Source organism: Pseudomonas sp. GW821-FHT01D09, from assembly GCF_059422465.1.
Map to the genome: position 1 here is coordinate 248,248 of NZ_JBWKWY010000006.1, position 21,373 is coordinate 269,620.

Below are 21,373 nucleotides of genomic sequence, written 5' to 3' on the forward strand. Positions count from 1 at the left end.
CGGCCAGGCACGGACGCCACCTAGAGACTCTCAGGATCCCCAAAAAACATCTGAATCCGCGACCGCAGCCACCGCTCCCCCGGATCGTTGTCCTGTGAGCCACGCCAGGCCATATGCAGTTCAAAACTGCGCACCGGTAACGGCGGGTCTTCGGCGCGCAGGCCGCCGGTGGCGGTCAGGGCTTCGGCGGTGTAGTCGGGGACGGTGGCGAGGATATCGGTGCCGGCCAGCAGGGTGCCCAGGCCGTTGAACTGCGGAACCGCCAGTACCACATGGCGTTGGCGGCCGAGTTTTTCCAATTCTTCATCAATAAACCCGCTGAGGTCGCCGGCAAACGAGACCAGGGCGTGGGGGCGAGCGCAGAAGTCGTCCAGGCTCAGGGCGCCGGGCACGCTGTCGGCGCGCAGTAGTTTGGGAAGGCTGCGGCGCAACAGTTTGCGCTTGGCGTTGGCTGGCAGGTCGGCGGTGTAGCTGACGCCAATGGAGATTTCCCCGGAGGCCAGCAGGCCCGGCATCAGGATGTAGTTGACGCGGCGGATCACCAGCACAATGCCCGGCGCTTCGGCGCGCAGGCGCTTGAGCAGTTGCGGCAGCAAGGCAAACTCGACATCGTCCGACAGGCCAATGCGAAACACAGCGGTACTGGTGGCCGGATCGAATTCGGCGGCGCGGCTGACGGCGGTGGAAATCGAATCCAGGGCCGGCGAGAGCAGGGCGAAAATTTCCACGGCCCGGGCCGAGGGTTCCATGCTGCGCCCGGTGCGCACGAACAGCGGATCATCGAACAGCCCGCGCAGGCGCGACAAGGCGGCGCTGATGGCCGGCTGGCCGAGGAACAATTTCTCGGCGGCGCGGGTCACACTGCGCTCATGCATCAAGGTTTCGAATACGATCAACAGGTTCAGGTCGACACGACGCAGGTCGTTACGGTTCATCTTGTGTCCTGGCAGATTCAGCGAGCTTGACGTGAGCGGCCACATGACAACAATGGCCGGCATGAATCTTACGGGGAAAGGCTGGTACTCTGCACCGGCTAATTCAGTTTTCCTACGCTGCCTAGGGTGTTTTCCTAGGCGGTGGAATCAATGACAGACATGACGACTATTAATGGCGACCGGTGGCCTTGCCCCGAAAGCCCAGATAAAGTTCATGGCATTAGAGGTCACTTTGGCGAGGTTTGCGATGTCCCGCACGATCCGTTTTCACAAGTTTGGTCCGGCCGAGGTGCTCAAGTGCGAAGAGCATGAAGCCACGTTGCCCGCACCGGGCGAAGTGCAGGTGCGTGTCGAAGCGATTGGCATCAGCTGGTACGACATTCTCTGGCGGCAGAACCTGGCGTCGTCCCATGCCCGCTTGCCTTCCGGTCTGGGCCATGAAATGGCCGGTGTGGTAATGGCGCTGGGCGAGGGTGTTGATGACCTGGCCGTTGGCGACAAGGTCGCCAGCTTCCCGGCCGAGAGCCCCAATGATTACCCGGTGTATGGCGAACAGATTATTTTGCCGCGTTCGGCCCTGACCCGTTACCCGGACGTCTTGAGCCCGGTGCAGGCCAGCGTGCATTACACACCGTTGTTGATTGCCTACTTTGCCTATATCGACCTGGCGCGGGTCAAGCCCGGGCAGTTTGCGCTGGTCACGGATGCCAGCCATTGTGCCGGGCCTTCGTTTGTGCAATTGGGCAAGGCGCTGGGGGTGCGGGTGATTGCCGCGACCAAGAAGGCTGAAGAGCGCGAATACCTGCTGTCCCTGGGCGCCGAAAAGGTCATCGTCACCGAAGAGCAGGACTTGCTGATGCAAATCAACAAGTTCACCGATGGGCGGGGCGTGGATGTGGTATTTGACGGCCTGGGTGGCCCGCAGATGTCGCTGTTGGGCGATGTTCTCGCGCCCCGTGGCAGCCTGGTGTTGTATGGCCTGCAGGGCGGCAACCAGACACCGTTCCCGGCCTGCGCCGCGTTCCAGAAGAACATCCAGTTCTTTGTGCACTGTATCGGTAACTTCACGGGCAAGCCGGAGCTGGGCATTATCCAGGACCAGGCGGCACTGCAGCGGGCCCTGCGTGAGATCAACCAGTTGACCGCAGACGGTGTGCTGGTGCCGCTCAAGACCCGGGTGTTTCCGTTCAGCGAGTTTGTCGATGCTCATCGCTATATGGACGAATGCCCATGCCGCGAGCGGGTGGCGTTGCAGGTTGAAGCTGTTTGATCTGTGGGAATGTTCGTAATCGGACATTCCGCCCGTGCTTGCCATGGGGCAAATACGCCATTTAGAAGGACAGGATCTACGTCCTGGCTGAGTCGCCCGCCGGGATTCTTTCCCTACAAAACCTGCCGTTGATGCCGCCGCTGCCCTGAATCCCAGAGCAGCGGCGTTTTACATGGGGGCTGCGCTCAGTCCCGGCTCGCCAAACTGCACTGGTTTTTGCGCCGGGTCTGTATCTTTTAATCATCAAGCAAGCGCTGATAATTGCCCGGTCACTTTCATCTCAAGGACTGAGCAATGATTGCAGAAAACAACTCAACACACCGGTTCGCGGTAACTAACAAGTCGTCTTGTATGTCGGCCCAGGGATATTGGCCTGCACAGGGAGCGATTAACTGTGCGCGAACTAAACCCGGTTTTTGCCCTGCGCTGCATATGTCAGATAACTCTTTAATATTTGAGTTAAAGGCTAGTAGGAAGTTGTAAGACCTTTCCTAGGCTGGCCGGCAGGCCAGCGTAGGGGCTTTCTTCAGCAGGTGATGGCATCTTCGCCGGGATGTTCCAACAGGCGCTTTGTTGTGCGGTGCTAACATTTAGCTATCAGCTTTGCCGCAACAGGCGTCAACTCCAAGTAAACAGCAGGTCGGACAGGCACGCCTAACTGCTTGCCCGGAACTGACAGTTAACCTCAGGTAGTAAAGCTATGAGCGCTATTCACGAACAAGCCATGAACTATGTGTACCAGCAAGTGTTGCAGCGGTTGCAGGGCTACTTCTCGCGAGCGGAGCGCACCGCACTTCAGTTATTGATTCAGCGGCTGATTGTGGCGGCAGGGGGCATCGAACAGATCGGTGACTACAAAGTACTGGTCGCCCATGGAGGCGGTAAAGGCAGCAGCTATGCATTGGCCTTCCTGCGTGCCGCCCAATTGACCATCGCCGGCCGTGCGCCGAGGAGTTTTCAGTTGCGCGTCGCCACCCTGCGCCATACGGGGATGACGCAAGCCGCACTGGACAGCATTCACCGTGGCTACAGTGCGTTGTTTTTCCATGACGACCCCCGGGTCGAGTTATTGATGGTGGAAAACCAGGAAGTCTTGCCCTTCAACCACCTGCGTCCGGCTTCCACGGCGGGCCAGGATATTGGCCGGCGCAACATGCTGATGGTTGGGCATATGAGTTCGGGAGATATCCGTGCCAGTTTGTGCAACGACGGTTACTTGTCCCTGGGGGATTTCTACCGCCGCATTACCGCCTGGGACGCCGGGGTGCATGCCTTGGTCAGCAGTGATTCGCCGCGCAAGCAGAATCAATACCTGGCGTGGCTGGTCAGAACCACCCGCGCTGCCGGCATGAAAGGCCACGCCGGCCGACCGCTGGCGCTCAACGCCCTGTTTACCCGTATGGATGATTGCAGCGCCGACTATTACCGCGACGTCTATGGGGAACATTACACGACACAGGATGCCTCCACCCACAAGGAGGTGCATAGGCACCTGGCCTATATCGGCGTGGCCGATCTGCTACGTGCCGCGGAGCAGGACCCCACGGCATTGCTCAACGACTTCATGGGCTACAAGCAGGATGAGTTCGCCTTTCAGTTCAGCAACCCGGACTACGCCAACCCGTTGCTGATGGCGCACATGCACGGCCTGCAAGCGGAAGTGCTGCTGGGCCTTGACTATCAACAAGGGGTCACGGGGTTTATCGAGCAAGCCATCGGTTTTATGCGGCGTAAACAAATCCCCGATCTGCTGATTGCCCAGGCTGGCACCCGGGACGGGCGCATGCTCGCGGCCACCTACGCCCGCGAGTTCTTTGGCCTGGAAGAAAGCCAACTGGTGTGCCTGTTGTTCTCACCGTTTATCCAGCAAGGACAGCGCCTGGAAGCCTTCTTGCGCCGCTGCCATCCCGGCATGCTGGTGGCACTGCCCGAGCTGCACAAAGCCCTTGAGGGCAAGTCGTCGGCCGAGTTGATCCAGCATTGGGTGGTCGATACCAGCGGTTTACCCCTGGCGCTTTTGCAGCATCTGTACCGCACCCATGTCGCGGCCAATGCCGCCTGTATCAATAGCGAGGAGCCAACCACCGGGCCACACGGCGTGCCAGGGCGCTGAGGGTGGATGCGCTACGGCAGCCGTTGCCCGGGCAGAGAACGTCATGAGGGAGGATAAGCAGGCCGACTTCGCCTATCAGGCGGTCTATCGCTACATGATCAACCTGATCAATGAAGTGGGCACCGAGGCCAGGGTCAAGCTGCCGTCCTTGCGACACTTGGCAGAGCGTTTGAATGTGTCGATTTCCACTATTCAATACGCTTACTCACTGCTGGAAAAGGAGGGCAGGGTGTACTCGGTGGCCAAGTCCGGTTACTACGCCTTGCCCATTGCCGCCAATACCCCGTGCTGCAGCGCCGGTGATTTGCTCGAACGCCTGTATACCGGTGCGCGCAGGCCGGGGATGTTGGTGCTCAGCGCCGATGAACCGGCGCAACTGTTGTCCCTGGACGGGCCGTTGCTGCAATTGGAGCGTGAACTGGTGCGCCAGTATCCGCGCCAGTTGCAACCCTATTCCCAGCCGTGTGGCATCTGGGAACTGCGGGCGGCACTGGCGGCGCGTTATACCCGTTCGCCCACACGTTGCTGGCAGGCGGATGACGTCTATATCGGCGCTGACCTACGGGGTGTGCTGGCGATCCTGATCGAAGTGCTGGCGCTCAACGGGGCGGCGGTGCTGGTGGAGTCACCGTGTGACTGGCTCATCCTGCGCCTGCTGCAAGACGCCGGGGTGCGCGTGATTGAATGGCCGTGCAACGAGCAGGGCCGGCTCGACCTGGCCTATCTGGAGCAGCAACTGCGGGCCGAGGGGGTGCAACTGGCCTTGTTATCCTCGACCCCCGGCCTTGCCACGGGCAAAGCCTTGAGCCTGGCGGAGCAGACGCAAGTGGCAAGGTTGCTGGAACTCTATGGCTGCTGGCTGTTGGAGAATGATGTCCACGGTGGGCTGGAGTTCGAGGCATCTACCCGCTACCTGCGGGATGTGGTGAACCCCGCACGGCTGATCGTATTTTCCACGTTTGAGAAAGTCATGGGGCCGGAAGCGCCCTATGGTTTTCTGCTTTCGCGGCACTTGAGCGCGCAATTGCAGCGCCAGTTCCTGTTGCGCGCATTTTGTTTGTCGTCCCTTCGCCAGCGGGCAATAGCCCGGCTGTACTACACGGGCCGCCTTGACCTGCACCTGCAGGACTTGCGCGCACAGCTCAAGGCACACGCCTGCGCGATGCAGGTGCACCTGGCGCAGCATCTGGGCGAGCGGGTGACATACCGGGTGCCGCAGGCGGGTGCCACCTACTGGTTGCGCTCGACCGAGGCCGTGGACATGCGTCGGGTATTCCAGGACATGCTGGCGCGCCAGGTGGTGATTGCCCCCGGCGAGTTGTTCAGCGTGAGTGGCCTGTACCAGCAGCACTTTCGCCTGAGCCATGTGCTCAGCACACATCACCGCCTGGACCTGGTGTTGGAGGCGTTGGCACAGGCGCTTAAGCAGGGGCAGAACAGATGAGTGGGTTCTGTCGGAAATATCACTGATTATTGTGGGATAGATACCGTCGCATGGCGGTCGAACACCCAGTAAACTGCATTCCTTTTCCGAATCCTTCTTTTTCAGAGGTTTTTGCATGACTCTCAGTCCTTTTGCGGGCAAACCGGCGCCAGCTCAATTGCTGGTGGACATCCCGCGACTGGTAACGGCCTATTACACCGGCCAGCCCGATGCAGCAATCTCCACGCAACGTGTCGCTTTTGGTACCTCCGGGCACCGTGGCAGCTCTTTTGACTTGAGTTTCAATGAATGGCACGTACTGGCCATCAGCCAGGCCATTTGCCTGTACCGCGAGGCGCAAGGCATTGATGGCCCACTGTTTGTCGGCCTCGACACCCACGCGCTGTCCACGCCGGCCGGCGCCAGTGCCCTGGAAGTGCTGGCGGCCAATGGCGTGCAGGTGATGCTCGCCGAAGGCGATGAATACACGCCGACCCCGGCGATTTCCCACGCCATCATCTGCTACAACCGTGGCCGCACCCGTGGGCTGGCGGATGGCATTGTCATCACCCCGTCCCATAACCCGCCCCAGAGCGGCGGGTATAAATACAACCCGCCCAACGGCGGCCCGGCCGATACCCATGTCACCAAATGGATCGAAGCCAAGGCCAACGAACTGCTGGCCGCCAAGCTGGCCGGGGTCAAGCGCATCTCCCATGCCCAGGCCTTGAAAGCCGACACCACCCATCGCCATGACTACCTCAACACCTACGTGGCCGACCTGATCAATGTCATCGACATGGACGCCATCCGCAGCGCCGATCTGCGCCTGGGCGTGGACCCGCTGGGGGGCGCCGGGGTGCGCTACTGGTCGGCCATTGCCGAACATTACCGCTTGAACCTGGAGGTGGTGAATACCGAGGTCGACCCGACCTTCCGCTTTATGAGCGTGGATTGGGACGGGCAGATTCGCATGGACCCATCCTCCAGCTATGCGATGCAAGGCCTGATCGGCCTCAAGGAACGCTTCGACGTGGCATTTGCCTGCGACCCCGACCACGACCGGCACGGCATCGTCACCCCGTCTGGCGGGTTGTTGGCGCCGAACAACTACCTGGCGGTGTCCATCGACTACCTGTTCCAGAACCGTCCCCAGTGGCGTGCGGATGCTGGGGTGGGTAAAACCGTGGTCAGCAGTGGCTTGATCGACCGCGTCGCCGCACGCATCGGCCGACGCCTGTACGAAGTGCCGGTGGGCTTCAAGTGGTTTGCCGACGGCTTGTTCGAGGGCTCCCTGGGCTTTGGCGGCGAAGAAAGCGCAGGCGCGTCCTTCCTGCGCAAGGATGGCCGCGTGTGGAGCACAGACAAGGACGGCCTGATCCCGGCCTTGCTGTCCGCCGAAATGACCTCGCGCAAAGGCCAGGACCCAAGCCAGATCTACCGCGGCCTGACCGACGCCCTGGGTGAGCCATTCGCCATCCGTGTGGATGCCAAGGCCACGCCGGCACAGAAGGCGCTGCTGGGCAAGTTGGCGCCGCAGCAGGTCACCTCCACGCAATTGGCCGGGGAAAGCATCCAGCAAATCCTCAGCCATGCACCGGGGAACGACCAGCCGATTGGCGGGCTGAAAGTCATGACCGAAAACGGCTGGTTTGCCGCACGACCGTCAGGCACCGAGGATATCTACAAGATCTATGCCGAGAGCTTTATTGGCGAAGATCACCTCAAGTGCCTGGTGGAGGAGGCGCAGGTGTTGGTGGATGGCGCCATCTCCTAACGTGTGGGAGCTGGCTTGTGTGGGAGCTGGCTTGCCTGCGATCGCATCGCCTCGGTCTAACTGATACACCGAGGTGTCTGCATCGCAGGCAAGCCAGCTCCTACACAAACCCTCTGCCACAGTTGGTTTGGTGCCAGGCTTGAGATCAGGCCAGGTCTACCAGCACCACTTCGCTGTCTTCGACTGCCGTCACCCGCAACACCCGCTCATCTTGCACCGCAACGCCATCCCGCGCTTGCGCTCGCAAGCCATTGACTTCGATCACCCCGGTCGCCGGCACCAGATACGCCCGGCGCCCTGCATCCAGGTGGTACTCGGTACTTTCCCCGGCCTTCAGGTTGGCCGCTACCAAGCGTGCATCGGCACGAATACGCAGGCTTTCATGGTCGCCGTGTTTGCCGCTGGCCAGGGTCACGAAGCCTTCGCGCTCGCCCTTGGGAAAGGGCTTGGCGCCCCAGGAAGGGGGCAGGCCCGCTTCATTGGGAATAATCCAGATCTGGAAAATCTTGGTCGCCGTGGCTTCCAGGTTGTATTCGCTGTGGGCAATCCCGGTGCCTGCGCTCATCACCTGCACGTCGCCGGCCTCGGTGCGGCCCTTGTTGCCCAGGTTGTCGGCATGGCTGATGGCGCCTTCGCGCACATAGGTGATGATTTCCATGTCGCGGTGCGGGTGCTGTGGGAAGCCGGTGCCCGGCGCGATGATATCGTCGTTCCACACCCGCAGGTTGCCCCAGTGCATACGCTTAGGGTCATGGTACTCGGCAAACGAAAAGTGGTGATGGGCATCCAGCCAACCGTGATTGGCACCGCCCAGGGAAGTGAAAGGTCGAAGTTCAAGCATGATCGTCTCCTGTTGATGGGCCTATCATCCAGCAGCACATAATCGATAAAAAGCGTAAAAAATGCCTGATTCCCATCAGGTAATTCGATTGCTTCCTGTGTTCCATAACTAGACCCCAGCTTCAGTTCATCGCCTAACTGCATGAAGCCAAAGCAATTGGCTGGAACTGTCAGGGGATTCCGGCGACCATAGGGCTTCTGTTCGCCCAAGCCCCCGCAGGAGTCCGCGTGCCGCAACACACCCCTGATCTGCCCCCCGAACTGCGTCCCCTGGCGCAAATGCCGCTGTTCAAGCGCCTGGCTGCCCGGCTGTTTGGCCACGGTTTGACACGTCTGCGGGCCCAGCATCGTTTTTCGTGGCTGCATGGCCAGGCCGATGGCTTTCGCAGCGGGCATGAGGCGGGGGTGGAGTATGGCTACCGCGAAGGCAAGCGCGATGGTATCGAGGAGGGCCGTCAGGTCCTGTTGATTCGCGATTTGCGTAGTGATGAGCACCGCGCCCCTGGGGTAGACGACCGCCTGTTCGACGATTGGCGCCTGCCACTGACACCCGACCTGAAAAAGCGCATCAAGGCCGATGTGGCACGCCTGCTACCGGCCCATGCGCAGCCCAGTGCGGCGCAGTGGAAGATGATCTTCAGCGACACCCCGTCGACCTCGGTGGTTGCCGGGGCCGGGGCTGGCAAATCCACGTCGCTGGTCCTGCGCATCCTGCTGTTGAGCCATTACCTGGGCTTCGAGCTGAGTTCCATGACCGTGGTGACCTTCACCCGCGAGTCGCGCAAGGACTTTATCAGCAAGCTCATGGAGATCCTCAGCCTGTGGGGCCAACCCCTTGGTTTGAAAGAGGCCCAGGCCGTGGTGCGCACCTTCCACTCACGCATCTTGCCCATGGTCCGCAGCCTGCCGGGTTTCGAGCGGTTGCAGGCCTTCGAGAACCTGCACCACGGCACCTATGATGACGAGGCCGATAGCAACCCATTTGACCTGCGCATCAACGAGGCCCAACGCCAGCAGCTCAATGCCTGTTATCACGGGCTCTATGGCCGGCATGCGCGTTTTCGCGAACTGATCGCGCCGATGGCACGCCACGCCCTGCAGCTCAAGGAGTTGGAGCGCGACCACCCGGATGTGCAAAAACGCGTGGCGGTCACCGAGTTGGCGGCCAAGCGTGATGAAGAGCTGTGCGATGTGATCGAGGACCTGTGGTTGCGCGCCGGCGCGTGGCCGATCAAGGGGATCGAGCCCAGCCGCCAGCGCGTTGAAATCAATGGCGCGTCGTTCCACTGCCATGGCTATAGCGCCGAACTGGAGGCCTGGGTGGTGCTGGGCTTCGACGCCCGGGAAAGCCCACAGCTCGCCCGGCCCGGGGCCAAGCTGTCGGTGCGGGCCGAATGGGCGGTCAAACGCACACTGTTTCAAGCTTTCTGTCACAAACCATTGATATGGCTGGATAACTACGAGTCATCCAAGCGTCTGTTGAGCAGCCTGGCGGGCGATACCACCTCCGGTCCGGGGTTTGATTACAAGGTCAAGGGTGAGCTGGCTTCGGCACCGCTGCTCGACTGCTTTGTCACCGCGGCCGGGTTTATCGAGAACCTTGGCCTGGATGTGCCCACGGCGGTAGGCCAGATGAGCTTTGCCAAGGATGACCCGGACCGTGGTTTCTTCGAGGCCCTGAGTCTTTTCTGGAAAGCCCTGGAAGATCACCTGCTCGACCAGTCGCCGCCGATCATGACCTACAACCGCATGTTCTCGCTGTTTGGCGAGAACACCCCGGAAAACCTCAGGTTGCTCAGCGATGGGCTGTTGCGCCCGTTGTCGCACTTGATGATCGATGAGTTCCAGGATGTCTCGCCACAGATCGTGGCGTGGATCCGCGCCAGCCTGCACGAGATCCGCCGACGCGGGCCGGCCATGCACGTGGGGCGCGGGGCCCAGCATTCCTCGCTGTTATGTGTCGGGGATGACTGGCAGTCGATCTATGGCTGGCGCGGCAGTTCGCCCAAGTACTTTATGGAGTTCAACAAGGAATTCCCGTCCCCCAGTACCACCCGGGTAATGCTGGGGGAGAACTTTCGTAGCCACCAGCACATCATCGATGCGGCCGAACATATCGTTAAGGCCGCCCCCGCGATCAGCGGCAAAAAGGCCAAGGCCAGCGGTACGGCCAAGGCACTGGTGCCGGTACAGGTGCTAGATCGGGACGAGGCGGCCCTGGCGCAGCAATTGCTGGCGCACTATCAGCGCGGCGAATCGGTGTTAATGTTGTATCGAAAAAGTAGCGATAAGCTATTGATTAAAGAGCATATTCAATCTTTAGTTAATCTTGATTCCAGCTTGCCGCCGGCCATGCGCCGCCTCAAGCAACTGACCTACCACAGCGCCAAGGGGCTGCAGGCCGATGCGGTGTTTTTGCTCGGCGATTGCCAGCACCTGACCCGCTCGCCCTACAAGAACCAGGTGTACCGCATGGCTGGGCTAGGCAAGGACGGGGATGCCGAGCCCTACGACAATGCGCAAAGAGACGAGGTGCTGCGCCTGGCCTATGTCGGGATTACCCGGGCGGTCAGCCATTGCTATTGGTATGTCGAAGGGCAGGAAGGCCAGGGGGCGAATGCACCCAGGGCGTCGGATCGGGTGGCGGGGGGCAAGTCGTTCTTTGATGATCGCCGCGCTACCAAGGCGCGATAGATCAAATGTGGGAGCTGCCTCGCGGGGCGAGACCGCTCCCACCCTTCAGGCCTGCAGCAACTGCGGTCGCACAAACGATTCCAGCTCAGCCTCAATCGCCTCGATAATCCGCTCCACATCCGTGGCATTCATCACCGTGGCACAGGGAAGGCCGGCGATGGCAATCAGGGTTTCGCCACTTGCGCGGTCAAACAATCGCGCGATCATGCTGCCAGGCGCGTCCATGCTGCCTTCAAAGCCCACCGGGTGAAAATGCCAGCGCATCAGTTGGCATGCATTGGGAAATGTCACTTTGTTCATGTGGCCCACCTTGTTCATTGAGCGCTTCCTTTAGCTCGCGGCAAGGGCGCCAGGCCCATCAATGGTCCTGACCGTGAAGCTTAAAAAATAGCACTCACTCGCCATGGGCACCGGGGTTTTTTCTGCCCGTTCGGCAGTTGCTTGCAAGAAGTATGACGTGGGTCATGTCTTACAAATGCTTAGGCAAAAGGCCATTATCGAAAACCCTCATTTGGCCATTGAAGCGCTCGGTAAAGTTGTGCAAGCTCCGCGCTTTAGCCGTTTTCGAGTGTTGTATGCCACAGACCGTCCCGGCCGACAGCCCGCAACAGACGCCAGCGACTGCCGAGGTGGTATTGCGCCATCACCTGTGCTGGAAACTCCGCGACCTGGACGGGGTGATGGCGCACTACCACCCGGATATCCAGTACCACGACTTCTTCCAGAACCGCGTGGTGTGCTTTGACCAGTTGCGCGAGTACCTGCAAGCCAGCATGCCCCGGGACCCCGACGAGGCCATTGAACACACCGATCGCATCCGCACCGACGGCGATACCGCCTTTATCCAGTACCGCGTGACGTTGCGCGGTGGCCAGGGCCTGGTGTCGTTTCGCACCAGCGAGGCGATCACCGTGCGTGACGGGCTGATCTGGCGCGTCAACGAGTACGCGTCCCTGGTGCACGAGCCCGCCACCAGCCGCTTGCAGTCCCTGGCCACGCGCCCGACCGTCAGCCGCCTGGGCTTGTCGCCACAGCAACTGAGCTACCTGGCCAACGATTTGCAGCAGTACTTCCAGCGTCAGCAACCCTATCTCGACCCGGAATTGGACCTGCAACAGGTGGCCAAGGCGTGTGGCTACAGCCGCAACCAGATTTCCTACCTGCTCAACCAGGTGCTGGGGCAGAGTTTCTACCGCTACGTCAACCAGGCCCGCCTGCAGCATTTGCTGGCGGCACTGGAGGGCGCCACGCCGCCGATCCGTATCGATGAACGGGCGTTTGCCGCCGGTTTCAATTCGTTGTCGGCGTTCTACAGCTGTTTCCGCCAACATACCGGCCTGTCGCCCAAGGCCTACGTCAAACAAATTTCCCTGCGTGCACGCGCGCAAGACGACGACTGAAGCCAGGCACTAGGATCACGCCATCGACGTTGGGTGGTGGAGTTCTGGTATGCCGGCATGGCGCAAGATCAGTTTATGGATGGATCAGTTGCAAGAGCCGCTCAAGGCGCGTGCGGCCCTGGGGCACGACCTGGATGTCGACGTGGCCATTATTGGCGCCGGCTACACCGGGTTGTGGACCGCCTATTACCTCAAGCGCCACGCGCCGCAGCTCAAGGTGGTGATCATAGAGGCGCAGACCGCCGGTTTTGGGGCTTCCGGGCGCAACGGTGGCTGGTTGATGGGCAATCTGCTGGGCGAAGATCGTTTGCTTGCCGGGCTGCCCGCCGAGCAGCGCCGGGCCTCGTTTGACCTGCTGCATGGCATCCCCGATGAAGTCGAGCAGGTCCTGCAGCGCGAAGGTATCGATTGTGACTACCGCAAGGGCGGGGCGCTGCACTGCGCCGCCCGTTACCCCGAGCAGGAAGCCAGCCTGCGCGCATACCTGGCCAAGCTCCACGGCCAGGGCCTGACCGACGATGACTACCGCTGGCTCAGCCCCGAGCAACTGGCCGGGCAGGTCCGTATCGCCTCGGCCTATGGCGCGGTCTACACCCCGCATGTGGCGACGATCCACCCGGCCAAGCTGGTGCGCGGGTTGGCGCGGGTGGTCGAAGCCATGGGCGTGGCGATCTACGAAAACAGCCCGGTCACCCACTGGCAATCCGGCAGCCTGCGCACCGACCAGGCCCAGGTCCGCGCCTCATGGGTGGTGCCGGCGGTAGAGGGCTATGCGCCGACGCTCAAGCCCCTGGGCCGCTACCAACTGCCGGTGCAGAGCCTGATCGTCGCCACCGAACCGCTGCCGGCCAGTACCTGGGAAGAAATCGGCCTGAACCAGGGCCAGGCCTTCGGGGAAAGCAGCCGCCAGGTCACCTACGGCCAGCGTACTGCCGACAACCGCCTGGTATTTGGCGCCCGTGGCGGCTATCAGTTTGCCGGCAAGCTGCGCCACAACTTCGACCTCACCGACAGCGAAGTGCAATTGCGCCGCTACCTGTTCTGCGAGCTGTTTCCGCAACTCAAGCAGGTGCGCGTGACTCACTCCTGGGGCGGCAACCTCGGTATGTCGCGGCGCTTTCGGCCACACATGCTGTGCGACCAACAGAGCGGCATCGCCTTGTCCGGCGGATATGGCGGGGAGGGCGTGGGCGCCAGCAACCTGGGTGGCCGGACCCTGGCCGATCTGATCCTGGGGCGTGACACGCCGCTGGTCCAGCAGCCGTGGGTCCAGCAGCCGTGGGTCCTGCGTGATGGCGGCCTGAATGCCCTCCGGGGCTGGGAGCCGGAGCCGTGCCGCTGGCTGGGCTACAACGCGATCATCCGCAGTTTCGTCCATGAGGACCAGACCCTCGCCGACCCAAACACCGCGCCCTGGCGGCGCAAGCTGGCCAGCGGGATGGCCGGCTTCATGGAAGGGTTCATGCACTAAGTCGTTTCAATCACCACAGGTATGACCATGAGTATTACCCAGTTCAAAGACACCCTTGACTGCCACTTGCCAGACTCAAGCCCGGTTGCCGTGCCCCTGGGCACTCCGGTCGCGGTGGCGTCCACCCTCAGTGTGATGCGCAACGATGGCGTCGAAACCGGCATCTGGGCATGCACCCCGGGCCGTTGGCGGCGCCAGATCGTGGCGCAGGAGTTCTGCCACTTTATCCAGGGCCGCTGCACGTTCACCTCCGATGACGGCGAAACCCTGCAGATCGAAGCCGGCGATGCACTGATGTTGCCGGCCAACAGCACGGGTATCTGGGATATCCAGGAGACCGTGCGCAAGACCTATGTGTTGATCCTCTAATCTTTTGATCCTTGATCGCCTGCCATAAAAACAGCCCTATAACCGCCAGGAAATCGAACCATGAGACCCATTGCCCTGTTGCCCTTGATGTTGGTGGCGTCCCTGACCCAGGCCGCCGAAACGGTGAAAATCTACAACTGGTCGAGCTACATCGCGCCGGACACCACCAAGAACTTCCAGAAGGAAACCGGGATCGGTTTCAGCTATGACGTATACGACAGCAACGAGACCCTGGACGGCAAGTTGATGACCGGTAACTCGGGCTATGATGTGGTCTTTCCGTCCAACCACTTCATGGCCCGGCAGATCCAGGGCGGGGCCCTGAAAAAGCTCGACAAGCGCCAGTTGCCGAACTGGAAAAACCTCAACCCGGTGCTGCTCAAGGCCCTGCAAACCAACGATCCGGGGAATGAGCACGGCTTCCCGTACCTGTGGGGCAGTACCGGTATCGGCTACAACATCGACAAGGTCAAGGCAGTGTTGGGCGAGGATGCGCCGGTCGATTCCTGGGACTTGATCTTCAAGCCCGAGTACATGGAAAAACTCAGCAAATGCGGGGTGGCGATCCTCGACAATGGCCCGGAACTGCTGCCCATTGCCCTGAATTACCTGGGCTTGCCGCACCACAGCAAGAACCCCGAGGACTATAAAAAGGCTGAGGCGCTGCTGATCAAGGTGCGGCCGTATATCGCCTACTTCCACTCCTCGAAATACACCGGCGACCTGGCCAACGGCGATATCTGCGTGGCAGTGGGCTTCTCCGGTGACGTGCTACAGGCCGAAAGCCGCGCCAAGGAAGCCAAGAATGGCGTGAAGATCGGCTACAACATCCCCAAGGAAGGCGCTGCGATCTGGTTCGACATGGTCGCCATGCCCGCCGACGCCCCGGATGAGAAGGCCGGCTATGCCTTTATGAACTACCTGCTGCGCCCGGACGTGATGGCCGGCATCACCAACTTCGTGCACTACGCCAACGGCAACAGCGCCGCCGACAGCCTGGTGGACCCGTAGATCAAGGGTGACACCAAGGTGTACCCGAGCGAGGAAATGATGGGCAAGCTGTTCGCCCTCGAAGCCATGCCGATGAAGATCGACCGCATTCGCACGCGGATCTGGAACACCATCCGTACCGGGCGGTAGGCCAGTCACCCTCGACCTCCCTATGGGTTATCCAGGTCATGCCCCAACGACTGGATAAACAACGAAAACAACTCCGGCTGCGACGAGATATCCAGCTTGGCGTACAGGTGGCGCCGATGCACCTTGACGGTGTCCGGCGAGATGCTCAGGCGTTCGGCCATGGCCTTGGATGAGAACCCGCGCAGTACCAGGCGGGCGATTTCCAGTTCGCGTTCGGACAGCACCCCACTGCCAAAATGGCTCAACGCATCGCGAATCTGGCTGGCCATGGCCTCGCCAGCCGGTGCGCGCCGGGTGCTCTGCTGCCAATGCTGCTGCATCAAGGGCAGCACCCATGCCGCCAATAGCGTCAGCAGCCCGGTTTCAGTGGCGGTGAATACGCGCTGCATCCCCAAAGACAACGACAAAGTACCGACCCCGGGTAGCTGGAGGATGAATTGCACTTCATCCTCCAGCACATTGTCGTGAAAGTAATTGAGGAAGTACTCACTCTGGCGGAAATGATCCGGCGCCACCTCTTCCAGGCGATACACACCACTGGCGTAGCCTTCGCGGCACGCCTGGAAGAACGGATCGAGCAGGTACAAGCCATTGAGGTACACCAGCATCGACGCCGGTTTGCTGGTGGGCTGCGCGTCGTACTCCTCCAGCGCCTGGGGCGGGCCGTCCATGGGGTAGAAGATCGCCAGGGCGTTGTCGAAGGCCAGGTTCTGGTGCAGCAGCAACACCAGTTGCTTCCAGAAACGCCCGGTGCCAATTTGCGACACGGTACGCCCCAGGCCCGCATGCATGCCGATTTCCCTGAACAGGCTCATGTGATGGGTTCCGATGGCTGAAAGATCGGCCAAGGGTTCGGCTTTTGCCCGATCCCGTCAAGGGGAGTACTCCAATAGGGGAATTGGCGGGCGCCGGCACAGCGCCTAGATTCCCTGGCATTCAACGGGAAACATATCCCGCGCCGGCTTTTTCTTTCGTTTCTGCCTCAAACCAGCTTTCCAATAAAAAGAATAAACAAGAGGATAACGATATGAGCGCAACCCCCACGCCTGACGGTGTGCTGAAACCTACCTTGAGTGTGTTCGATGTGGTGGCCATTACCGTTTCGGCGGTGACCCCGGCCAGTTCCGTCTTTGTCATTGCGCCGTTTGCGATCCAGCAAGCCGGCAGCGGGGTGTTCCTGGCGTTTGTCATGGCCGGGTTGCTCGCGCTGATGTTCGCCTTTTGCTACGCGGAACTGGGACGCGCCCATAACAGTGCCGGCGGGGAGTATGTGTACGCCAAGCGCGTGTTTGGTGGCATGGCCGGCTACGCGACCTTCCTCACCGTGCTGGTGATGCTGCTGTTTATCCCGCCGGTACTGGCCACCGGCGCGGCAACCTACCTCAACAATGCCCTGGGCACGACATTCGATTCACAAACCGTGGCCCTGGTGATCGTGGTGTGCAGTTACGCCCTGGGCATCCTCAATATCAAGCTCAATGCCTGGATCACCGGCACTTGCCTGCTGTTGGAAGTGGCGGCGTTGCTGGTGATCGTGTTTATCGGCTTCGGCAACCCGGTGCAGCCCGCCAGTGTGCTGTTCCAACCGCAGATCGTCGAAAACGGCGTGCTGCACCTGGCGCCCTGGGCCCTGGTGATCGGTGCGGTGGGCATCGGCCTGTTCTCGTTCAACGGCTACGGCCCGGCAGTGTTGCTGGCCGAAGACATGAAATGCGGCGGCAAGGGGGTGCACAAGGCGGTGCTGTGGTCCCTGGGCCTGGTGGTGGTGATCGAGCTGGTGCCGATCACTGCGCTGTTGATCGGCGCCCCGTCCCTGAGTGCGATGATCAGCAGCCCGGACCCCATCGGCTACCTGCTGACCAGCCATGGCAATGAAACCCTGTCACGCCTGGTCAGCGCCGGGATCTTCCTCTCGGTGTTCAACGCCATTGTCGCCATCGTGATCCAGATCGGCCGGGTGGTGTTCAGCAGCGGCCGCGATGCCCTGTGGACGCCGACCATCAACAAGCTCTTCACCCGTATCCACCCGCGCTGGGATTCGCCCTGGCTGGCCACGCTGTTCCTGGCGATCCCTTCGGCGCTGCTCAGCTTCAGCTCTAACCTGGCGGACCTGACGTCCTTCAGTGTGCTGTTGATCATGCTGGTGTACCTGATCGTCGCCCTGAGCGCGCTGATGAGCCGGGTGCTGTTGCGCGACCGCGAGCACCCGTACCGCATGCCCCTGTGGCCGGTGCCGGCGTTGCTGGCCGTGGCGGGCGCGGGTTATCTATTGTTCACCTTGTTTATCGCAGCCTCCCTGCGCGACATCATGATTATCATCGGCCTGCTGGCAATGTCGGTGATCCTGTATTGCATCAGCGGCCGGTCGAGTCCGGCGTTTCAGAAACTGTAAGGAGTGGTTATGCGCGCACGTCAATTGGGCATTACGTTGGGGTTGGGCACGCCCGGCGAATTGAATGCGATTACCGACGTCCCCGGGGTTCGGGTCGGCCACAGCACGCTCAAGGCGCAGATCGACGGCAAGCAAGTGCGTACCGGGGTCACGCTGATCCAGCCGCGGGCCGGCGCGGCGCGGCTACAGCCGTGTTTTGCCGGGTATCACGTGCTCAATGGCAACGGCGACGCCACCGGCCTGGAATGGATCGGCGAAGCCGGGTTGCTGACCACGCCCCTGGCGATCACCAATACCCACAGTATCGGGATTGTGCGCGACACCCTGATTGCCCTGGAGCGCGACAGCCTGGCCGATCCTGCGGTGTATTGGTGCATGCCGGTGGTGATGGAGACCTATGACGGCCTGCTCAACGATATCTGGGGCCAGCACGTTGGCCCGGAGCATGTGCTCCAGGCCATGGCCAGCGCTGAATCCGGCCCGGTGCAGGAGGGCGCCGTGGGCGGCGGCACCGGGATGATCTGCCATGAGTTCAAGGGCGGCATCGGCAGCGCCTCACGCAAGTTACCGGCGGAGCAGGGCGGTTGGACCGTTGGCGTGCTGGTGCAGGCCAACCACGGCAAGCGCCAGGAACTGCGGGTGGATGGCTATCCGGTGGGGCGCCACTTGATGGACATTGCCTCGCCGTTTGCCGAGCGGGGCACGCCGGGCATGGGCTCCATCGTGGTGATTATCGCCACCGACGCACCGTTACTGCCGCACCAGTGCCAGCGCCTGGCGCAACGTGCCTCCATCGGCATCGCCCGCACCGGCGGCGGGACCGAGGATTCCAGTGGCGATCTGTTCCTGGCGTTTGCCACCGGCAACCATGATCTGCCACCGGCAGATTATGGGCGCAAGGACCTGCCCCTCAGTACGGCGCTGAGCATGGTCAATAACGATCATATTTCGCCCTTGTTCAGTGCGGCGGCAGAGGCGGTGGAAGAGGCCATTATCAATGCAATCCTCGCCGGGGAGGACATGACCACCGCCGATGGCGTACGGGTGCCGGGGCTGGAGGGGCAGACGCTGCTAGAGGCCCTGCGCCAGACGGGGTGGCGTGGCTAGTCTTGAGATCGCTATCGCCGGCTTGCCGGTGATAGCGGCCGACAATAAAGCAGCTGCTATTTAATATATCCCAATGACACGGTGGCACTTTATAAGTGCGTCCCTATCAATGTATTGGATCCATTCCGCATTAAAGTGTGACCTGTCTGGCATTTAAGTGTTTAGCACTATTTAATATTTAAATAGCCGGATTCCCGTCACCCAGCCCATAACAAAGAATATAAACACTTAATTCCCAATGTTTGCAGGCGTTATTCCTTGCACGTACTTTTCCAACAAAAAAAATACTGGACGTGTGATTTAAAATTGTGTCAGTTTTCTTTCGCCTTCATAAGAGGCGAGTGATAGGACGATCTCGCCAGAGAGCGTCATATCGGACAAAACTGTTCCACTTGCAAACAAGGAAGTACGTTTATGTCGAAAGTAAAAGAGAAAGCTATTGTCTCGGCAGCTCAAACAAGTAGTGCCTATTCGCAAATCGATAGCTTTAGCCACTTGTATGACCGTGGCGGCAACCTCACGGTCAATGGCAAACCTTCATTCTCTGTCGACCAGGCAGCCGACCATTTGCTGCGCGAAAACGCAGCCTACCGGGACGTTGACGGTAACGGCATCATCGATCTGACCTACACCTTCCTGACGTCGGCCTCCCAGGCGACCATGAACAAGCATGGCATCACCGGGTTCAGCCAGTTCAGCAACCTGCAAAAAGGCCAGGCCGTACTGGCCATGCAATCCTGGGCCGATGTGGCCAAGGTTACTTTCACCGAGAAAGCCTCGGGCGGTGACTTCCACATGACCTTCGGCAACTACAGCGGGGGCCAGGATGGCGCCGCAGCCTTTGCCTACCTGCCCGGCACCAATGACAAGTACCACACGAGTGGCACGGATGGCACCTCGTGGTACCTGATCAACAACAGCTACACCGCCAACATCAACCCGGGCCTGAACAACTACGGACGCCAGACCCTGACCCACGAGATCGGCCATACCCTGGGCCTGGACCACCCTGGCGACTACAACGCCGGGACCGGCAACCCGTCTTACCGAGATGCGGATTACGGCCAGGACACCCGTGGCTACAGCGTCATGAGCTACTGGAGTGAGTTCAACACCAACCAGAACTTCACCAAGGGCGGGGTAGAGGCTTATGCATCCGGCCCGCTGATCGACGATATCGCGGCGATCCAGAAGCTCTACGGCGCCAACTACAACACCCGTGCCGGTGACACCACCTACGGCTTCAACTCCAACACCGGGCGCGACCACCTCAGCGCCACTTCCAATGCCGACAAGCTGGTGTTCTCGGTGTGGGACGGCGGCGGCAACGACACCCTGGACTTCTCCGGCTTTACCCAGAACCAGAAAATCAACCTCAACGAGACCTCGTTCTCTGATGTGGGTGGCCTGGTGGGTAACGTGTCGATCGCCCAGGGCGTGACCGTGGAAAACGCCTTGGGTGGTTCGGGCAACGATCTGCTGATCGGCAATGCGGTGGCCAACACCCTCAAGGGTGGGGCCGGCAATGACCTGATCTATGGCGGTGGCGGGGCCGACAAACTGTGGGGCGGCGCGGGTTCGGACACCTTTGTGTTCGGGGCCAGCTCCGACTCCAAGCCGGGCGCGGCCGATCAGATCCTCGACTTTACCTCGGGTTCGGACAAGATCGACCTGACTGGCATCACCAATGGCAGCGGCCTGCATTTCGTCAACGCCTTCACGGGCGCTGCCGGCGATGCGGTGCTGACGTATGCCTCGGGCACCAACCTGGGCACGTTGGCGGTGGACTTCTCCGGGCACGGCGTGGCGGATTTCCTCGTCACCACCGTGGGCCAGGCGGCGTACAGCGACATCGTGGCGTGATCAAGGCGTAACGAAGGGCGGCGCCCTGGCGCTGCTCTTTCCTTGCGAAAGCCCCGTAAACAGGTAATGGTGATGACTATTTTTCGCAACGCAATGGCCTGGTTGATCCCGGCATTGCTCGTGTCGGCAGGAGCCAACGCAATGGCAAGCAGTCTTGTTTTACCCAGCACCGCGCAATTGGCCGGGCACTGGCAATTACGCCAGCAAGGGCAGGTCTGCAAGCTGGATCTGATCGCCCAACCCAACGCGGTGGCCGGTGATATTGGCTGTGCGCAACAGTGGCTGGGGCAAGCCCCCCTGACCTGGCTGCCCACCCCGGATGGCATATGGTTGATGAATGCCGAGGGCACAGGGATTACCCATTTAAACCGGCAGAAAGATGGTGAGTATACTGCCACTTCCAAGTCTGGATTAACCCTGGTATTGCAACGCACGCAGTAACTGAATATAACGGCTATATCGTTATAACCGTTGCACCTGGCGTTATTTGTTGAAAGTGACAGTTATTTGCCTGTCACTTTTGGTGCACTTATCACGATTGAAATAGTTGCCTGCCCCATTATGGAGCGCCGGGCAGAC

General features: G+C 60.7%; 16 protein-coding genes and 1 pseudogene. 13 read left to right on the forward strand and 4 right to left on the reverse strand.

The window, feature by feature from the left end; genetic code table 11:
* Window positions 1-20 precede the first annotated feature (20 nt).
* A complete protein-coding gene (locus AC07W7_RS09655; RefSeq protein ID WP_076960917.1) occupies window positions 21-935 on the reverse strand; it encodes a LysR family transcriptional regulator in 915 nt (304 codons plus the stop codon).
* Between the two features lie 247 nt (window positions 936-1,182).
* On the opposite strand from AC07W7_RS09655, the gene AC07W7_RS09660 reads away from it, so the two are divergent.
* The 4 genes from AC07W7_RS09660 (at window position 1,183) to pgm (ending at window position 7,518) form a co-directional block, all read left to right on the forward strand.
* Window positions 1,183-2,205 carry a zinc-dependent alcohol dehydrogenase family protein gene (locus tag AC07W7_RS09660; RefSeq protein WP_076961139.1) on the forward strand — a complete coding sequence of 341 codons (1,023 nt, stop codon included), beginning with the start codon at window positions 1,183-1,185 and terminating at the stop codon, window positions 2,203-2,205.
* A gap of 700 nt (window positions 2,206-2,905) precedes the next feature.
* Window positions 2,906-4,318 (forward strand): hypothetical protein, encoded by a 1,413-nt coding sequence (locus tag AC07W7_RS09665; protein ID WP_495039200.1) that lies wholly within the window; start codon window positions 2,906-2,908, stop codon window positions 4,316-4,318.
* A 43-nt stretch (window positions 4,319-4,361) separates the two neighbouring features.
* The gene (locus tag AC07W7_RS09670) at window positions 4,362-5,762 is read left to right on the forward strand and encodes an aminotransferase-like domain-containing protein (RefSeq protein WP_076960919.1); all 1,401 of its coding nucleotides are present in this window, start codon (window positions 4,362-4,364) and stop codon (window positions 5,760-5,762) included.
* 115 nt (window positions 5,763-5,877) lie between these two features.
* Window positions 5,878-7,518, forward strand: a complete 1,641-nt coding sequence (pgm, locus tag AC07W7_RS09675; protein ID WP_495039201.1) for a phosphoglucomutase (alpha-D-glucose-1,6-bisphosphate-dependent) — start codon at window positions 5,878-5,880, stop codon at window positions 7,516-7,518.
* 145 nt (window positions 7,519-7,663) lie between these two features.
* On the opposite strand, the gene AC07W7_RS09680 is transcribed toward pgm, so the two are convergent.
* Window positions 7,664-8,359: a pirin family protein gene (locus AC07W7_RS09680; protein ID WP_076960921.1), complete on the reverse strand. Its 696-nt coding sequence runs from the start codon at window positions 8,357-8,359 to the stop codon at window positions 7,664-7,666.
* A gap of 227 nt (window positions 8,360-8,586) precedes the next feature.
* Here AC07W7_RS09680 and AC07W7_RS09685 point away from each other — a divergent pair, with 227 nt between their 5' ends.
* Window positions 8,587-11,052, forward strand: coding sequence for a UvrD-helicase domain-containing protein (locus AC07W7_RS09685; protein WP_495039202.1), 2,466 nt, complete (start codon window positions 8,587-8,589; stop codon window positions 11,050-11,052).
* A 45-nt stretch (window positions 11,053-11,097) separates the two neighbouring features.
* On the opposite strand, the gene AC07W7_RS09690 is transcribed toward AC07W7_RS09685, so the two are convergent.
* Window positions 11,098-11,370 (reverse strand): DUF1652 domain-containing protein, encoded by a 273-nt coding sequence (locus AC07W7_RS09690; RefSeq protein ID WP_076960923.1) that lies wholly within the window; start codon window positions 11,368-11,370, stop codon window positions 11,098-11,100.
* A gap of 257 nt (window positions 11,371-11,627) precedes the next feature.
* Between AC07W7_RS09690 and AC07W7_RS09695 the strand changes: the two genes are divergently transcribed.
* The 4 genes and pseudogenes from AC07W7_RS09695 to AC07W7_RS09710 all read left to right on the forward strand — a co-directional run bounded on the left by AC07W7_RS09695 (window position 11,628) and on the right by AC07W7_RS09710 (window position 15,432).
* Window positions 11,628-12,452 carry a helix-turn-helix domain-containing protein gene (locus AC07W7_RS09695; RefSeq protein WP_076960924.1) on the forward strand — a complete coding sequence of 275 codons (825 nt, stop codon included), beginning with the start codon at window positions 11,628-11,630 and terminating at the stop codon, window positions 12,450-12,452.
* 49 nt (window positions 12,453-12,501) lie between these two features.
* On the forward strand, window positions 12,502-13,923 hold the full coding sequence (locus AC07W7_RS09700; protein ID WP_495039203.1) for an NAD(P)/FAD-dependent oxidoreductase: 1,422 nt from the start codon (window positions 12,502-12,504) through the stop codon (window positions 13,921-13,923).
* Between the two features lie 27 nt (window positions 13,924-13,950).
* On the forward strand, window positions 13,951-14,292 hold the full coding sequence (locus AC07W7_RS09705; protein WP_495039204.1) for a cupin domain-containing protein: 342 nt from the start codon (window positions 13,951-13,953) through the stop codon (window positions 14,290-14,292).
* A 60-nt stretch (window positions 14,293-14,352) separates the two neighbouring features.
* Window positions 14,353-15,432 (forward strand): annotated as a pseudogene (locus AC07W7_RS09710) (polyamine ABC transporter substrate-binding protein).
* Between the two features lie 20 nt (window positions 15,433-15,452).
* Here the strand turns inward: AC07W7_RS09710 and AC07W7_RS09715 are convergent.
* Window positions 15,453-16,247 carry a helix-turn-helix transcriptional regulator gene (locus tag AC07W7_RS09715; RefSeq protein ID WP_169866356.1) on the reverse strand — a complete coding sequence of 265 codons (795 nt, stop codon included), beginning with the start codon at window positions 16,245-16,247 and terminating at the stop codon, window positions 15,453-15,455.
* A 212-nt stretch (window positions 16,248-16,459) separates the two neighbouring features.
* On the opposite strand from AC07W7_RS09715, the gene AC07W7_RS09720 reads away from it, so the two are divergent.
* From AC07W7_RS09720 to AC07W7_RS09735, 4 genes are all read left to right on the forward strand, one after another.
* Window positions 16,460-17,824: an APC family permease gene (locus AC07W7_RS09720; RefSeq protein ID WP_169901401.1), complete on the forward strand. Its 1,365-nt coding sequence runs from the start codon at window positions 16,460-16,462 to the stop codon at window positions 17,822-17,824.
* A gap of 9 nt (window positions 17,825-17,833) precedes the next feature.
* Window positions 17,834-18,931 carry a DmpA family aminopeptidase gene (locus AC07W7_RS09725; protein WP_495039205.1) on the forward strand — a complete coding sequence of 366 codons (1,098 nt, stop codon included), beginning with the start codon at window positions 17,834-17,836 and terminating at the stop codon, window positions 18,929-18,931.
* Window positions 18,932-19,345: 414 nt separating this feature from the next.
* On the forward strand, window positions 19,346-20,794 hold the full coding sequence (locus AC07W7_RS09730; RefSeq protein WP_076960931.1) for a serralysin family metalloprotease: 1,449 nt from the start codon (window positions 19,346-19,348) through the stop codon (window positions 20,792-20,794).
* Between the two features lie 72 nt (window positions 20,795-20,866).
* On the forward strand, window positions 20,867-21,235 hold the full coding sequence (locus AC07W7_RS09735) for an AprI/Inh family metalloprotease inhibitor (RefSeq protein WP_495039206.1): 369 nt from the start codon (window positions 20,867-20,869) through the stop codon (window positions 21,233-21,235).
* Window positions 21,236-21,373 lie beyond the last annotated feature (138 nt).

Excerpts from the sequence above, each read along its gene's own strand:
- AC07W7_RS09725 (WP_495039205.1), top strand. The coding sequence starts at position 17,834 with ATGCGCGCACGTCAATTGGGCATTACGTTGGGGTTGGGCACGCCCGGC.
- AC07W7_RS09700 (WP_495039203.1), top strand. The coding sequence starts at position 12,502 with ATGCCGGCATGGCGCAAGATCAGTTTATGGATGGATCAGTTGCAAGAG.
- pgm (WP_495039201.1), top strand. The coding sequence starts at position 5,878 with ATGACTCTCAGTCCTTTTGCGGGCAAACCGGCGCCAGCTCAATTGCTG.
- AC07W7_RS09730 (WP_076960931.1), top strand. The coding sequence starts at position 19,346 with ATGTCGAAAGTAAAAGAGAAAGCTATTGTCTCGGCAGCTCAAACAAGT.
- AC07W7_RS09695 (WP_076960924.1), top strand. The coding sequence starts at position 11,628 with ATGCCACAGACCGTCCCGGCCGACAGCCCGCAACAGACGCCAGCGACT.
- AC07W7_RS09660 (WP_076961139.1), top strand. The coding sequence starts at position 1,183 with ATGTCCCGCACGATCCGTTTTCACAAGTTTGGTCCGGCCGAGGTGCTC.
- AC07W7_RS09680 (WP_076960921.1), bottom strand. The coding sequence starts at position 8,359 with ATGCTTGAACTTCGACCTTTCACTTCCCTGGGCGGTGCCAATCACGGT.
- AC07W7_RS09690 (WP_076960923.1), bottom strand. The coding sequence starts at position 11,370 with ATGAACAAGGTGGGCCACATGAACAAAGTGACATTTCCCAATGCATGC.
- AC07W7_RS09735 (WP_495039206.1), top strand. The coding sequence starts at position 20,867 with ATGACTATTTTTCGCAACGCAATGGCCTGGTTGATCCCGGCATTGCTC.
- AC07W7_RS09655 (WP_076960917.1), bottom strand. The coding sequence starts at position 935 with ATGAACCGTAACGACCTGCGTCGTGTCGACCTGAACCTGTTGATCGTA.
- AC07W7_RS09705 (WP_495039204.1), top strand. The coding sequence starts at position 13,951 with ATGAGTATTACCCAGTTCAAAGACACCCTTGACTGCCACTTGCCAGAC.
- AC07W7_RS09665 (WP_495039200.1), top strand. The coding sequence starts at position 2,906 with ATGAGCGCTATTCACGAACAAGCCATGAACTATGTGTACCAGCAAGTG.
- AC07W7_RS09720 (WP_169901401.1), top strand. The coding sequence starts at position 16,460 with ATGAGCGCAACCCCCACGCCTGACGGTGTGCTGAAACCTACCTTGAGT.
- AC07W7_RS09715 (WP_169866356.1), bottom strand. The coding sequence starts at position 16,247 with ATGAGCCTGTTCAGGGAAATCGGCATGCATGCGGGCCTGGGGCGTACC.
- AC07W7_RS09670 (WP_076960919.1), top strand. The coding sequence starts at position 4,362 with ATGAGGGAGGATAAGCAGGCCGACTTCGCCTATCAGGCGGTCTATCGC.